Raw genomic sequence first — 14516 nt, 5'->3', positions numbered from 1 at the left:
ATTACTGCTGATACGTATGTGCTAAAGAGTGGGGAAACCCACTCTTTCGTTTGTATTAGGATGATATTCAGTCGTTTACATAGACGTAAAGGAGTGAAAGCATGAGCAAGAAAGTCACTGAGATTGTCGAGGAAATGGCTGCCCCGATCCTCGAAGAATTAAACCTCGAGCTCGTTGAAGTAGAGTATGTAAAAGAGGGCAGAAACTGGTTCCTTAGAGTGTATATCGATAAGGAAAACGGTGTGGACATTGAAGAATGCGGTATTGTTTCTGAAAGGTTGAGCGAGAAGCTCGATGAAAAAGATCCAATTTCCAATAACTATTTCCTGGAGGTTTCTTCTCCAGGTGCTGAACGCCCATTAAAAAAAGATAGCGATTTTATGAAGGCAGTCGGTAAAAATGTACATATTAAAACATATGAACCGATTGATAATGAAAAAGAGTTTGAAGGTATCTTAAAAGATTTTGATGGTGACACCGTTATAATCGAAATTAAAATTAAAACACGTAAAAAGGAAATAACTATTCCTTATGATAAGATTGCCAAGGCAAGATTAGCGATTAGTTTTTCATAAGGGTTTAAGATTGTAAGGAGGGGATTAGTAAAATGAGTAATGAATTACTCGATGCACTGACCATTTTAGAAAAGGAAAAAGGAATTTCAAGGGATGTGCTCGTAGAGGCGATTGAAGCCGCTCTTGTATCAGCCTATAAGAGAAATTTTAATCAGGCTCAAAATGTCCGTGTGGATTTTAATTTGGTGAATGGATCCATGCGTGTATTTGCTCGTAAAGAAATTGTTGATGAAGTTTTTGATTCCCGCCTTGAGATCTCTTTGGAAGAAGCAAAAAGCATCAATCCAAACTATGAAGTAGAAGATGTTCTGGAGCTTGAAGTTACACCAAAAAACTTTGGTCGTATCGCAGCTCAAACAGCTAAGCAAGTTGTAACTCAACGTGTACGTGAAGCTGAAAGAGGCATTGTATACAATGAATTTATTGACCGTGAAGAAGACATTATGACTGGAATTGTCCAACGCCGTGATTCTAAATATATATATGTAGCTCTCGGTAAAACAGAAGCATTGCTTCCAGCCAATGAGCAGATGCCGAATGAATCCTATCAACCGCATGAACGTTATAAAGTATTTCTAACAAAAGTAGAAAAAACTTCAAAAGGGCCGCAAATTTTCGTTTCACGTACACATCCGGGCCTTTTAAAGAGATTATTTGAACTTGAGGTGCCTGAGATTTTTGACGGCACAGTTGAAATTAAATCTGTTGCCCGTGAAGCAGGAGACCGCTCAAAAATATCAGTTCATACTGATAATCATGAGGTGGATCCGGTAGGTGCTTGTGTAGGTCCTAAAGGCCAACGTGTTCAAGCGATTGTAAACGAACTAAAAGGCGAAAAAATTGATATCGTAAAATGGTCAGATGACCCTGTTGTTTTCGTAGCTAATGCTTTAAGTCCTTCAAAAGTACTTGAAGTCATTGTGAATGAAGAAGAGAAGGCAACAACAGTTATTGTACCTGACTATCAGCTTTCCCTGGCAATTGGTAAACGTGGGCAAAATGCTCGCCTTGCTGCAAAGCTTACTGGGTGGAAGATAGATATTAAGAGTGAAACAGATGCGCGTGAAGCGGGAATCTATCCTGTTAATCGCCTGACTGAAGAAAGTGATGAAGACGAGCTCGAATTTAAAGGCTTTACTTTCGGACTCGATGATGAAACAGAAGAATGATCCTATTGGTGAGGTGAAAATGGTGAACAACCGAAAGAAAGTACCGCTGAGAAAATGTATCGGCACCGGTGAAATGAAACCAAAAAAAGAAATGATCCGGATTGTTCGCTCCAAGGAAGGAGAGGTTTCAATAGATCCGACCGGCAAGAAATCAGGCCGCGGGGCCTATTTGAGCCTATCTGAGGAAGCCATTAACGCTGCCAAAAAGAAGAATAGCCTATCTAATCATCTGGAGGCAGATGTAGATTCTTCTATATACGAAGAACTTTTAAAGCTGGCTGCTAAGGAGAACAAATCACGACCATGATGCAAAAACAATGGATGTCCCTTTTGGGACTCGCATATCGAGCGAGAAAAGTTATTTCCGGGGAAGAATTGGTTATAAAAGAAATACGCTCTCGTCGAGCGAAAATAGTTTTATTATCAAAAGATGCTTCTTTAAATACGGAAAAGAAAATCACCGACAAATGTCATTTTTACAAAGTACCGATATGCCGAGTTGAAAACCGAACCGTGCTTGGTCAAGCAATAGGCAAGGATTCAAGAGTGGTAGTCGCTGTACTTGATGATGGATTTGCAAAGAAATTAATCTCCTTGCTCGATTAACTAATTCGGGGGTGAAGGAATGGGTAAAGTACGTGTATATGAATATGCGAAGAAGAACAATGTTTCTAGTAAAGTGGTAATTAATAAACTTAAAGATATGGGGATTGACGTCAATAATCATATGACGGCTCTAGAGGATCAGGCAGTAGAAAAATTAGAGAAACTGTTTAATCCTAAATCGGAAAAGATAAATACCGAGAAACCTCAAAATACTAACCAAACTAGAACTAGTCAAAATCAGAACCAGAACCAAAACCGAGGAAATATAAACGGGCAACAACAAAAACAGCAAACAAATAGTAACCAGCAAAGAGGTGGCCAGCAAGCTTCAAGGCAATCTCAAAGTTCCGCAAGACCTAATCCTGGTGTAACAGCAACTAGGAATAACCAGGGAACTAATCAAAATACAAAGAATAAACCGGCATCTAAGGGTAATGAAGGGAAAAAAAGCGTGCAAGATAATCAAAAAAGAGGTAACTTCAGAAATAATCGAAATAAAAAAAATAACCAACGTCATCAAAGTAAGTCAACTTATCAACCAACACCTAGAAAAGAAAGAGAATTACCGGAGAAAATCACATTCACCGAATCTCTGTCTGTGCAGGAGTTAAGTAAAAAGATTTATCGTGAACCAAGTGAAATTATTAAAAAACTATTTATGCTTGGAGTCATGGCAACGATTAATGCAGAATTAGATAAAGATGCAATTGAACTTATTTGTGCTGATTATGGCGTAGAAGTAGAAGAAATCATTAAAATTGATGTAACAGATCTTGAAGCTGTCATTGCGGATGATGAAAATCCAGATGAAAATACAGTGGAAAGACCGGCAGTAGTTACGATTATGGGTCACGTTGACCATGGTAAAACAACATTGCTGGATGCAATCAGAAATACAAAAGTTACTGAAGGCGAAGCAGGCGGAATTACGCAGCATATCGGTGCTTATCAAGTTGAGGTAGATGGTAAGAAAATCACGTTCCTTGATACACCGGGACATGCTGCCTTCACTACAATGCGTGCGCGTGGTGCTCAAGTAACGGATATTACAATTATCGTTGTAGCTGCTGACGATGGAGTAATGCCACAAACAGTTGAAGCGATTAACCATGCTAAAGCAGCAGAGGTTCCAATTATTGTGGCAGTTAACAAGATGGATAAAGAAGGAGCTAATCCTGATCGCGTAAAACAGGAATTGGTTGAAAATGGCCTGGTACCAGAAGAGTGGGGCGGGGATACTATTTTTGTACCAATGTCTGCGAAAAAAGGTGAAGGTATCGAGACATTGCTTGAAATGATTTTACTTGTAAGTGAAGTAAATGAATATAAGGCAAATCCTAAACGTAAAGCCATTGGTACGGTTATTGAAGCGGAATTGGATAAAGGACGTGGATCTGTCGCTACTTTACTTGTTCAAAATGGAACACTGCGTATAGGAGATCCAATTGTTGTTGGAGATACTTTTGGTAAAGTACGTGCGATGGTAAATGATTTAGGCCGCCGTGTTAAAGAAGCGGGTCCATCCACTCCGATTGAAATTACCGGATTAAACGAGGTGCCTCAGGCAGGCGATCGCTTCGTTGTATTTGAAGATGAAAAAACAGCACGCCAGGTTGGGGAAGCTCGTGCTCAAAGACATATCTTAGCTTCACGTAATGAAAGCTCCCGTGTAACACTTGAAAACTTGTTTGATCAATTAAAACAAGGGGAAGTAAAAGAAATTAATATCATTGTAAAAGGTGATGTTCAAGGTTCTGTTGAAGCGGTAGCTGCTTCCTTGCAAAAAATTGAGGTTGAAGGCGTAAAAGTTAAAATTATTCATGCGGGTGTTGGTGCAATTACTGAATCCGATATTATTTTAGCGACTGCCTCTAATGCAATTGTAATTGGTTTCAACGTGCGTCCGGATGTTAATGCTAAGCGTGCTGCTGAAGCTGAAAAAGTAGATGTACGTCTGCACAGAATTATCTATAAAGCAATCGAAGAAATCGAAGCAGCGATGAAAGGGATGCTTGATCCTGAGTATGAGGAGAAAGTAATCGGTCAGGCTGAAGTTCGTCAAACCATCAAAATTTCCAAAGTAGGAACAATTGCAGGAAGCTATGTAACAGATGGTAAGATTACACGTAACAGTGGAATCCGTCTAATCCGTGAAGGCATCGTAATCTTTGAAGGTGAACTGGATACACTTAAACGCTTCAAAGATGACGTGAAAGAAGTAGCTCAAGGCTACGAATGCGGAATAACGATCAAAAACTTTAATGATATTAAAGAAGGCGATGTTATCGAAGCATATGTAATGGAAGAAATTAAAAGAGCATGATTGCTGCGGCAGAATGTGAATGTTTGATTCCTAATGCTCAATCCTTAAAGGAAAAAAGAGCGGTTCTGCAGCGCGTTATGACGCGATTAAAACAAAAATTTAATGTTTCTGTCGCAGAGGTTGACTATCAGGACATGTGGCAACGCACGGTTATCGCAATCGTGGTTGTCTCGTCGTCCAGAACCAGTTCTGAAAGGGAATTGCAAAAAGCATTATCCTACCTCGATTCTTTTCCTGAATTGGAGAGTATTGCGACAAATATAGAATGGCTTTAAAAGAGGTGAAAAATATGAGCCTTAGAGCTACCCGTGTGGGAGAGCAAATGAAAAAAGAACTCAGTGATATACTTGGCAGAAAAATCAAAGATCCACGAGTTGGATTTGTGACTGTCACAGATGTTGAAGTTTCTGGAGACCTTCAGCAAGCCAAAGTCTATATATCGGTTCTCGGTGATGCCGAAAAAAGAGAAGATACACTTAAAGGTCTTGCTAAAGCTACTGGATTTATTCGTTCTGAGCTGGGCCAGCGTATTCGATTACGAAAAACTCCGGAAATTATTTTTGAATTTGATGAGTCGATTGACTATGGAAACAGAATTGAAAATCTATTGCATCAAATTCATCAGGAAAATAAAGAACCCAATGAATAAGGACTAGGATAGACGTTATGTCTATCCCCTTTTTATATAAAAAATTAGGAGAACAGGGTGATAGTGATGGAAGAGTTAAATGGAATCCTGATTCTCAATAAACCGGCAGGATTTACTTCTCATGACTGTATTATGAAAGTCAGAAAAATACTGAGGATGAAAAAAGTCGGACATACAGGAACGTTGGATCCGGATGTCACAGGTGTACTGCCTATATGTCTTGGAAAAGCAACCAGAGTTGCGGAGTACATAACGGATGCTGGTAAAGAATACATAGGTGAAGTGACTATTGGCTGGTCCACAACCACAGAAGATGCTTCGGGCGACATGGTGGATAAGAAGGTAATTGAGAAGCCGATAAAACGTACTAAGATTATCGAGATTTTGAACTCGCTCACAGGAACGATTGTTCAAACACCTCCAATCTACTCAGCTGTTAAAGTAAATGGAAAGCGCTTGTATGAGTACGCATTAAAGGGAGAAAAGGTAGACATCCCCTCGCGTAAGGTGAATATTTATGAAATTGAACTTTTGGACGATAGAGAACTATTTGAAGGTGAATCCATTTCGTTTTCTTTTCGTGTCTCATGTGGGAAAGGAACGTATATCAGAACGCTCTCCTGCATGATAGGTGACCAATTAGGTTATCCAGCCCATATGTCTAAGCTCATCAGGTCACGCTCAGCGGCTTTCACCCTTGAGGAGGCAATTACACTTGAACAGCTGGCTTTACATGCGGAGAAGGGCACTGTAAGCGACGTACTGAAGCCTATAGAAGAAGGTGTTCCCAATCTGCCGATTATTAAGGTTTCCAGTGAAATTGCAGAAAAAGTCCGTAATGGTGCTGTACTGACCTCTGACAACCTATCTGCTGAAAATACGGAGAGTCCTTTTGCTATTTTTAATGAACAAGAAGAACTAATGGCAATTTATCAGCATCATCCAGAGAAAAAAGGATTGTGTAAACCGGTTAAAGTTATTCCATTTATATAGTATGATATGGATGGAGATTGAAATTAGAGGGGAATAGAGATGAAAATAATCAATATTACACATCCCCATGACTATAAGCGGGGGGACTTTCCGCCAATAGCAGTAGCTCTTGGTTATTTTGATGGCGTTCATATTGGCCATCAAAAGGTTATTGAAACGGTAAAACAAATTGGTGAAGAAAAAGGGCTGGCAACAGCGGTGATGACATTTGATCCTCACCCATCTGTCATTTTGAATAAACATATAAAGCACGTGAGGCTTTTAACACCATTGCAGGATAAAATTGAATTAATGAAGAACATAGGGTTGGATTATCTTTTTATTGTCCAATTCACACCTGATTTTTCAAGTCTTTCACCACAAAAATTTGTGGATGATTATTTGATTTCATTGCATATTCAGCATGTGGTTGCCGGCTTTGATTATTCATATGGACAATACGGAAGAGGAACTATGGAAACTCTTCCGCACCATGCAAAGGGTATGTTTGATGTAACAACCGTGTCAAAGCAAGATATTGGAGAGGAAAAAATCAGTTCCACTCGTATTCGAGAGGAATTAATTAACGGCCATACTGAAACAATTAATCAATTATTAAGCAGGTATTTCACTGTTAAAGGATGTATTGTAGATGGAGAGAAACGCGGGAGGTTATTAGGGTTTCCTACTGCCAATATAGAAGTGGACCCCGATTATTATCTTCCTGGTACCGGAGTTTATTGCGTACGTATGAAAGTACGAGGTAATTGGTATAATGGTATATGTAATGTAGGCTATAAACCTACTTTTCATACGGAAAAAGAAGAGATTCCCACTATAGAAGTACATCTATTAGATTTTGAGGCTGATATCTATCAAGAGAGAGTTGTGGTAGAGTGGCATAAACGCATACGGAGTGAACAGAAATTCAGCTCTGTGGAACAATTGGTTACTCAGCTTGAAAAAGATAAACAATTCGCAATAGAATATTTTGGAGTGAATTAAGTACTTGCTTTTTTAACCGAGAAGTAGTATTCTTAATATCGTATGAAAAGAACCTTTCCTTGGCTAAGCGCATCACCAACGTTCGCTCAGGAATAGGGGATTTTGAAAATTTTAGGAGGTGAATTAGGATGGCATTAACGCAAGAGCGTAAAAATGAGATCATTAATGAGTACAAAACTCATGAGAGCGACACTGGTTCTCCAGAAGTTCAGATCGCTGTCCTTACTGAACAAATCAACACACTTAACGAACACTTACGCACTCACAAGAAAGATCACCACTCACGTCGCGGTCTTTTGAAAATGGTAGGTAAACGTCGTAACTTACTTACTTACCTGCGTAATAAAGACGTTACTCGTTATCGCGAATTAATCAACAAGCTTGGTTTACGTCGATAAACTACTCAGAAAAAGCGGGATTTTTCCCGCTTTTTTGTTATACATAGAGGAGAAAGAGGAAAGTTAAAGGGTAATGTCGCTTTTTAACTCGACAACTATGGAGTATACTAATATTAATTTGATTGAAATCCAACAGATCTTGTCAAAATGATGAGAAACAGGATAAATTTTGTAAGATTATTGTAAGTAGAGAGGAGCAATGAAGAAATGGAGCAAACAAAACGCACATTTTCTTTAGATTGGGCAGGACGTCCATTAACGGTTGAAATCGGCCAATTAGCAAAGCAAGCTAATGGTGCTGCTTTGATTCGCTATGGAGATTCAGCCGTATTAAGTACAGCTGTAGCTTCAAAGGAACCGAAGAATTTAGATTTCTTCCCATTAACTGTAAGCTATGAAGAAAAATTATACGCAGTAGGTAAAATCCCTGGAGGGTTCATTAAACGTGAGGGTAGACCAAGTGAAAAAGCGGTACTTACAAGTCGTCTAATCGACCGTCCAATTCGCCCGCTGTTCGCAGATGGGTTCCGTAATGATGTACAAGTAGTCAGTATGGTTCTTAGTGTAGATCAAAACTGCCCAACTGAAATGGCAGCTATGTTCGGATCCTCATTGGCACTTTGTGTTTCTGATATCCCGTTTGAAGGACCAATTGCCGGTGTTATTGTAGGTCGCGTTGATGGTAAGTTTGTCATTAACCCAACGATCGAACAACTTGAAAACAGTGATATTCATTTAACTGTTGCAGGAACAATGGATGCTATTAACATGGTTGAAGCAGGAGCACAGGAAGTGCCGGAAGAAACCATGCTGGAAGCTATCATGTTTGGACATGATGAAATCAAGAAACTGATTGCATTCCAAAATGAGATTGTGGCTGCAGTTGGTAAAGAAAAACGTGAAATAACTCTTTATGAGCTAGATGCAGAATTAATCGAGGAAGTTAAAGGTATGTGTTTAGAAGAAATGAACACTGCTGTGCAAGTTCAAGAAAAACATGCTCGTGAAGATGCAATCAAAGCAGTAAGAGAAAAAGTTGTTGCTGTCTTTGAAGAAAAAGAAGCTGATGAAGAAAAGCTTAAGCAAGTAAATGAAATCTTGAGTAAATTGGTGAAGGATGAAGTTCGCCGTTTAATTACGGAAGAGAAAATCCGCCCTGATGGAAGAAGTCCTGAAGAAATTCGTCCATTATCCTCTGAAGTTGGCTTATTGCCTCGTACTCATGGTTCCGGATTATTTACTCGTGGACAAACTCAAGCCCTTTCTATTGCTACACTGGGTGCATTAGGAGATGTTCAGATATTGGACGGGCTTGGCCTTGAAGAGTCTAAACGTTTCATGCATCATTATAATTTCCCGCATTTCAGCGTTGGTGAAACTGGACCTATCAGAGGACCAGGCAGACGTGAAATCGGACATGGTGCATTAGGTGAGAGAGCGCTTGAGCCGGTTATTCCAAATGAAAATGATTTTCCATATACTATTCGTCTTGTGTCAGAAGTACTTGAATCTAATGGCTCTACGTCTCAGGCAAGTATTTGTGCAAGCACATTGGCATTAATGGATGCGGGTGTTCCAATTAAAGCGCCGGTAGCAGGAATTGCAATGGGTCTTATTAAAAAGGGAGAACATTATACAGTTCTTTCCGATATTCAAGGAATGGAAGACCACTTGGGAGATATGGACTTTAAAGTAGCAGGTACAGCAAAAGGTGTAACTGCACTTCAAATGGACATAAAAATTGCAGGTCTGACTCGTGAAATCTTAGAGGAAGCATTAATGCAAGCTCAAAAGGGCCGGAATCATATTCTGAATCACCTTACAAGCACATTAGAGCAGCCAAGAAAAAATCTTTCTCAATATGCGCCTAAGATTTTAACGATGGCTATTAAACCTGACAAAATCAGAGACGTTATTGGACCAAGCGGAAAACAAATCAATAAAATTATTGAAGAAACCGGTGTAAAAATTGATATCGAGCAGGATGGTACAATCTACATCGCATCCACTGATCAGGAAATGAATGAAAAGGCTAAAACGATTATTGAAGATTTGGTACGCGAAGTTGAAGTTGGCCAAATTTATCTTGGTACGGTTAAACGTATTGAGAAATTTGGATGCTTCGTTGAAATCTTCAAAGGTAAAGATGGTCTTGTCCACATTTCTGAACTGGCAGAAGAACGTGTAGGAAAAGTCGAGGATGTAGTAAAAATTGGTGATGAGATCCTTGTTAAGGTAACTGAAATAGACAGACAAGGAAGAGTCAACCTTTCTCGTAAAGCAGTTCTAAAAGAACAAAAAGAAAAAGCAGAACAGAAATAAACATGACTTGGTCGGCTAGGAGACATTGGTTTCCTAGTCTTTTAATCATGTTCATATCTAATTATGGATTCTTGCGGTTCTAACCTGTCCTACCTGCTCATACATTTTGTGTGAGGAGGAGAAGAGATGGATAAAAAATTGTTGCAATTTCTTGCATTTTGTACCATTTGCGTTATATCATGGGTGTTGGTGCAAAGCTCATTTATGGACCAATATGTAAAAGGTATTCCAAATGGAACTGTCGCTTATGTTACAAATACAAATGATGAACTGTACCAACAAATTGAACAAGCAGCTAAAACATATAATCAAGAGCCTGTAGACGCTGTTATAGATAAGGTGTGGAAGAAAACACCCGGATACAATGGCATTCAGGTCAACATTGAGAAATCTTATAAAAAGATGAAAACTAAGGGTAAATTTCAGGAAGCTCAACTCATTTTCAAAGAAAACAGCCCTAATGTTCATTTACAAGACTTGTCACCATCGCCAATATACCGTGCGAATCCAAATAAACCCGTTGTATCCTTTATTATTAATGTAGCCTGGGGTAATGAGTATATTGAAGGAATGCTGGACACTTTAAAGAGACATAAGATTCATGCTACATTTGTATTGGAAGGACGCTGGGTAAAGAATAATCCGGATCTAGCCAAGCGGATAGCAGCAGCCGGTCATGAATTAGGGAATCATTCATATACTCATCCAAATATGCAACAATTATCAGCTGCGGCTGCCGAGAAAGAAATCAGCGAAACAAACCGGGTCATCCAGGAGGTAACAGGATATACTCCTAAGCTATTTGGACCTCCGAGCGGAAGTTTTAATGATCGTACAGTTAAGGTTGCAGCAAGTCTTGGAATGGAAACCATATTATGGACAGTTGATACAGTAGATTGGAAAAAACCCACACCGGAAGTCTTAACAAAAAGGGTCCTTGACCACATACATAAAGGTGCGCTTATTCTTATGCACCCAACAGAATCAACATCAAAATCAATGGATATATTAATCAAGAACATTGAGAAGGAATATAAAATTGTACCTGTCAGTGAGGCATTCAAAGAAGAACGTATAAGTCCCTGAAGACTTTCCTGCCTTTATTTTGGCGGGAAAGTTTCTCTATGCTATAAAAATGTATACATATTGGGTATGGTAATAAAGAGGGGCATCATGAATAGGAGGAACATTTGTTGATAAAAAAATATACTTGTCAAAATGGGGTCCGTATCGTATTGGAAACAATCCCTACTGTTCGTTCAGTGGCGATTGGTGTTTGGATTAAAACCGGTTCCCGAAATGAAGATTCCTTAAATAATGGAATTTCGCATTTCTTGGAGCATATGTTTTTTAAAGGAACAACAACAAGATCTGCCAAAGAAATAGCCGAATCATTTGATCGGATTGGCGGTCAGGTAAATGCTTTCACCTCAAAAGAATATACGTGCTACTATGCCAAAGTATTGGACGATCATGCACCTTATGCGCTGGATGTTCTTGGTGATATGTTCTTTAATTCTACATTTGCTGAAGAGGAATTGAAAAAAGAAAAAAATGTAGTTTGCGAAGAGATTAAGATGTATGAAGACACACCTGATGATATTGTTCATGATATTTTAAGCCAGGCTGTTTACGAAAAACACCCGCTTGGTTACCCTATTTTAGGTACAGATAAAATTCTTGATACCATTAATTCAGAGACATTGAAACAATATGTCTATAATCACTATACACCTGATAAAGTGGTAATCTCGATTGCAGGAAATGTGGATGAGAGTTTTATCAAGCAGGTTGAAGGTTTATTTGGAAGCTATGAAGGCGGTACAGCACGTCCTGAATTGGAAAAACCAACTTTCCATACCAATAAGATTGTCAGAAAAAAAGATACCGAACAAGCCCATTTATGTCTTGGGTATAACGGTTATGATATAGGCAATGAAAATATTTATAGCTTAATCACTCTGAACAATGTACTTGGAGGATCTATGAGCAGCCGTTTATTCCAAAATGTGCGAGAAGAAAAAGGGCTTGCTTACAGTGTCTATTCCTATCATACCTCCTATCAGGATAATGGTATGGTGGTTATTTATGGTGGAACAGGGGCAAATCAAGTTCATCAGCTTTATGATACAATACAGGAAACTCTTACTGAATTGCGTAATTACGGCATTACTGCCAAAGAGCTTGATAACTGTAAAGAGCAGCTGAAAGGAAGTTTGATGCTAAGCTTAGAAAGCACAAACAGCCGAATGAGCCGTAACGGTAAAAATGAGCTGTTATTGGGTAGACATCGAACTCTTGATGACATAGTTGAATTAATCGATGCTGTTTCGCTTAACAGCGTAAATCAGTGTATAGAAGATATTTTTACAGACTCCTATGCAGCAGCTTTATTGGGTCCGCAAGATGAGTGGAACTTAGATTAAAAAATAAATCTCTGGCAAGCTGGCGTGAACATCCATTGGATTTTGCGCCGGCTTGTTTTTTTGCGTGTTTGGAACAACTTTTTCTTCTAAAAGGATGTCACTCATTCATATAGTGAGATTAAGCAGAATGTGATAGGAGTGTCCTAAAATGAAGCTGAGCGAATTAAGTGGCAAAGAAATTGTGGATGTAAAAAAAGCAGAACGATTGGGCGTCCTTGGTCAAACTGACCTTGAGATCGATGAGTTAACCGGACAAATAACCGCCCTTTTAATCCCATCTGGAAAATGGTTTGGTTTTAGAAAGAATGGTGATGAGGTCCGTGTGCCATGGAGTCAAATAAAAAAGATTGGTACGGATATGGTCATCATTGATATTCCTGATGGAAATTCAATAAAGGAAACTTAAAAAACGCCGAAGGGCGTTTTTTTTTTGTTTACCTCGTTTTTATCACGTCTGGTTCCTGTATTTCATACTATGGGTTGTATGAATTGATCTTTAAAAAATAAAGAAGGTGAAAATCTTCCATGCTCACAGGAATGAATATTGCCGTTCTTGGTGGAGATGCCAGGCAGCTTGAAGTGATTCGAAAATTAACCGAGTTGGACGCAAAGGTATATTTAACAGGTTTTGAACAGTTAGCACATGCATACACGGGAGCAGTAAAGGAAAAACTGGAAGATTTGCCGGTAAAAGAGCTGGATGCGATTATTTTGCCTGTTGCTGGCACAAATATGGAAGGTAAGCTGGATACCATTTTTTCAAATATGCAAGTCATCCTGACAGAAGCTTTTTTAAAGGAGACACCGGAACATTGTACAATCTATTCCGGTATAAGCAATGATTATTTAATAAATATAACGAAACAGGCAAACCGTAAACTAGTTCAATTATTTGAACGAGATGATGTAGCTATTTATAATTCTATTCCCACAGTAGAAGGTACCATTATGATGGCCATTCAGCATACAGATTTTACGATACACGGATCAAATGTGATTGTTCTTGGATTAGGAAGAGTGGGAATGAGTGTGGCACGTGCTTTCCATGGACTGGGGGCCAAAGTTCAAGTTGGTGCCCGTAAATCAGAACATATAGCCAGAATAGAGGAAATGGGGTTAACTCCCTTCCATTTATCTGCGTTGGAATCTGTGGTTGAAAATGTGGATATTTGTATTAATACGATTCCTCACAAAATCATTACCGCAGGAATTATTTCAAGGATGCCGTCCCGAACGTTGATTATTGATTTGGCTTCGAAACCGGGCGGAACAGATTTTAGATATGCAGAAAAACGTGGAGTTAAAGCCATATTAGCACCAGGGTTACCCGGTATAGTGGCCCCAAAGACAGCCGGTCAGATTATTGCAAATGTGCTGGGACAGTTATTGTTGGATGATTTAGGAAATGGAAGGGAGACACCATGATGGATGTTAAGGGGATGAGAATAGGGTTTGGATTGACAGGATCGCACTGTACGTATGATGAAGTATATCCACAAATTGAAAAGCTGGTACATGCAGGAGCCGAGGTTGTCCCTGTTGTCAGTTATACTGTTAAAAATACCGACACAAGATTTGGCAAGGGAGAGGATTGGATAGCAAGAATAGAAAAACTGACAAACAGAAAAGCGATTGATACCATCGTCGATGCGGAGCCTTTAGGTCCCAAATATCCGTTGGATTGTATGGTGATTGCACCCCTGACAGGTGTTTCGATGAGTAAATTTGCAAATGCACAAAATGATTCACCCGTTTTAATGGCTGCAAAAGCTACACTTCGGAATCATCGCCCAGTTGTTCTCGGTATATCGACAAATGATGCCCTAGGTTTAAATGGTGTGAATTTAATGAGACTCTTAAGCACTAAGGACATATACTTCATTCCATTTGGCCAGGATGATCCTGAAAAAAAACCAAATTCTATGGTTGCCCGAATGGAAAGTCTCGTGGAAACGGTGGAATATGCTCTTGAGGCAAAACAAATCCAGCCTATTATCATCGAAAAATACAGAGATTAAAGTGCATGATTTAAAAAAAAGATATCTTATGATATATTTTATAGAAGAATATA

Annotated in this window: 16 protein-coding genes; all 16 read left to right on the top strand. The window is 39.1% G+C overall.

Annotation, left to right across the window (positions count from 1 at the left end; translation table 11 throughout):
- The first annotated feature begins 101 nt into the window (after nucleotides 1–101).
- The 16 genes from rimP to FHY45_RS06695 all read left to right on the top strand — a co-directional run bounded on the left by rimP (nucleotide 102) and on the right by FHY45_RS06695 (nucleotide 14463).
- Entirely contained in the window at nucleotides 102–575 is a 474-nt protein-coding gene (gene rimP, locus FHY45_RS06770) for a ribosome maturation factor RimP (RefSeq protein WP_066100348.1), read from the top strand.
- A gap of 32 nt (nucleotides 576–607) precedes the next feature.
- On the top strand, nucleotides 608–1744 hold the full coding sequence (nusA, locus tag FHY45_RS06765; protein WP_066100344.1) for a transcription termination factor NusA: 1137 nt from the start codon (nucleotides 608–610) through the stop codon (nucleotides 1742–1744).
- A complete protein-coding gene (gene rnpM, locus FHY45_RS06760; RefSeq protein ID WP_302621333.1) occupies nucleotides 1728–2051 on the top strand; it encodes an RNase P modulator RnpM in 324 nt (107 codons plus the stop codon). Before nusA ends, rnpM begins: the two co-directional genes overlap by 17 nt.
- Nucleotides 2048–2350 carry a YlxQ family RNA-binding protein gene (locus tag FHY45_RS06755; RefSeq protein ID WP_139891224.1) on the top strand — a complete coding sequence of 101 codons (303 nt, stop codon included), beginning with the start codon at nucleotides 2048–2050 and terminating at the stop codon, nucleotides 2348–2350. The genes rnpM and FHY45_RS06755 overlap by 4 nt, the downstream gene beginning before the upstream one ends.
- A 19-nt stretch (nucleotides 2351–2369) precedes the next feature.
- On the top strand, nucleotides 2370–4673 hold the full coding sequence (infB, locus tag FHY45_RS06750; RefSeq protein ID WP_066100338.1) for a translation initiation factor IF-2: 2304 nt from the start codon (nucleotides 2370–2372) through the stop codon (nucleotides 4671–4673).
- Nucleotides 4670–4948: a DUF503 domain-containing protein gene (locus FHY45_RS06745; RefSeq protein ID WP_066100337.1), complete on the top strand. Its 279-nt coding sequence runs from the start codon at nucleotides 4670–4672 to the stop codon at nucleotides 4946–4948. The genes infB and FHY45_RS06745 overlap by 4 nt, the downstream gene beginning before the upstream one ends.
- Before the next feature lie 14 nt (nucleotides 4949–4962).
- On the top strand, nucleotides 4963–5322 hold the full coding sequence (gene rbfA, locus FHY45_RS06740; protein ID WP_066102267.1) for a 30S ribosome-binding factor RbfA: 360 nt from the start codon (nucleotides 4963–4965) through the stop codon (nucleotides 5320–5322).
- Nucleotides 5323–5388: 66 nt separating this feature from the next.
- Nucleotides 5389–6315, top strand: a complete 927-nt coding sequence (gene truB, locus FHY45_RS06735; RefSeq protein WP_066102266.1) for a tRNA pseudouridine(55) synthase TruB — start codon at nucleotides 5389–5391, stop codon at nucleotides 6313–6315.
- 39 nt (nucleotides 6316–6354) lie between these two features.
- Nucleotides 6355–7299, top strand: coding sequence for a bifunctional riboflavin kinase/FAD synthetase (ribF, locus tag FHY45_RS06730; RefSeq protein ID WP_066100336.1), 945 nt, complete (start codon nucleotides 6355–6357; stop codon nucleotides 7297–7299).
- Nucleotides 7300–7427: 128 nt separating this feature from the next.
- Nucleotides 7428–7697, top strand: coding sequence for a 30S ribosomal protein S15 (rpsO, locus tag FHY45_RS06725; RefSeq protein WP_066100335.1), 270 nt, complete (start codon nucleotides 7428–7430; stop codon nucleotides 7695–7697).
- Between the two features lie 207 nt (nucleotides 7698–7904).
- A complete protein-coding gene (gene pnp, locus FHY45_RS06720) occupies nucleotides 7905–10019 on the top strand; it encodes a polyribonucleotide nucleotidyltransferase (RefSeq protein WP_066100333.1) in 2115 nt (704 codons plus the stop codon).
- Nucleotides 10020–10145: 126 nt separating this feature from the next.
- The gene (locus tag FHY45_RS06715) at nucleotides 10146–11105 is read left to right on the top strand and encodes a polysaccharide deacetylase family protein (RefSeq protein ID WP_139891223.1); all 960 of its coding nucleotides are present in this window, start codon (nucleotides 10146–10148) and stop codon (nucleotides 11103–11105) included.
- A 107-nt stretch (nucleotides 11106–11212) separates the two neighbouring features.
- Complete coding sequence (locus tag FHY45_RS06710) at nucleotides 11213–12445, top strand: M16 family metallopeptidase (RefSeq protein WP_139891222.1); 1233 nt, start codon at nucleotides 11213–11215, stop codon at nucleotides 12443–12445.
- A gap of 148 nt (nucleotides 12446–12593) precedes the next feature.
- Entirely contained in the window at nucleotides 12594–12851 is a 258-nt protein-coding gene (locus FHY45_RS06705; RefSeq protein WP_139891221.1) for a YlmC/YmxH family sporulation protein, read from the top strand.
- A 119-nt stretch (nucleotides 12852–12970) separates the two neighbouring features.
- Nucleotides 12971–13870, top strand: coding sequence for a dipicolinic acid synthetase subunit A (gene dpaA, locus FHY45_RS06700; protein ID WP_066100326.1), 900 nt, complete (start codon nucleotides 12971–12973; stop codon nucleotides 13868–13870).
- Entirely contained in the window at nucleotides 13870–14463 is a 594-nt protein-coding gene (locus FHY45_RS06695; RefSeq protein WP_139891556.1) for a dipicolinate synthase subunit B, read from the top strand. Before dpaA ends, FHY45_RS06695 begins: the two co-directional genes overlap by 1 nt.
- The last annotated feature ends 53 nt before the right edge of the window (nucleotides 14464–14516 follow it).

The organism is Bacillus sp. D386 (assembly GCF_006346415.1).
This window is presented reverse-complemented; position numbering and strand designations above follow the sequence as displayed.

Coding starts and splice junctions, on each gene's coding strand:
- dpaA (WP_066100326.1), top strand. CDS start 12,971: ATGCTCACAGGAATGAATATTGCCGTTCTTGGTGGAGATGCCAGGCAG.
- rimP (WP_066100348.1), top strand. CDS start 102: ATGAGCAAGAAAGTCACTGAGATTGTCGAGGAAATGGCTGCCCCGATC.
- FHY45_RS06705 (WP_139891221.1), top strand. CDS start 12,594: ATGAAGCTGAGCGAATTAAGTGGCAAAGAAATTGTGGATGTAAAAAAA.
- nusA (WP_066100344.1), top strand. CDS start 608: ATGAGTAATGAATTACTCGATGCACTGACCATTTTAGAAAAGGAAAAA.
- ribF (WP_066100336.1), top strand. CDS start 6,355: ATGAAAATAATCAATATTACACATCCCCATGACTATAAGCGGGGGGAC.
- rnpM (WP_302621333.1), top strand. CDS start 1,728: ATGAAACAGAAGAATGATCCTATTGGTGAGGTGAAAATGGTGAACAAC.
- pnp (WP_066100333.1), top strand. CDS start 7,905: ATGGAGCAAACAAAACGCACATTTTCTTTAGATTGGGCAGGACGTCCA.
- FHY45_RS06715 (WP_139891223.1), top strand. CDS start 10,146: ATGGATAAAAAATTGTTGCAATTTCTTGCATTTTGTACCATTTGCGTT.
- infB (WP_066100338.1), top strand. CDS start 2,370: ATGGGTAAAGTACGTGTATATGAATATGCGAAGAAGAACAATGTTTCT.
- FHY45_RS06695 (WP_139891556.1), top strand. CDS start 13,870: ATGGATGTTAAGGGGATGAGAATAGGGTTTGGATTGACAGGATCGCAC.
- FHY45_RS06745 (WP_066100337.1), top strand. CDS start 4,670: ATGATTGCTGCGGCAGAATGTGAATGTTTGATTCCTAATGCTCAATCC.
- truB (WP_066102266.1), top strand. CDS start 5,389: ATGGAAGAGTTAAATGGAATCCTGATTCTCAATAAACCGGCAGGATTT.
- rbfA (WP_066102267.1), top strand. CDS start 4,963: ATGAGCCTTAGAGCTACCCGTGTGGGAGAGCAAATGAAAAAAGAACTC.
- rpsO (WP_066100335.1), top strand. CDS start 7,428: ATGGCATTAACGCAAGAGCGTAAAAATGAGATCATTAATGAGTACAAA.
- FHY45_RS06755 (WP_139891224.1), top strand. CDS start 2,048: ATGATGCAAAAACAATGGATGTCCCTTTTGGGACTCGCATATCGAGCG.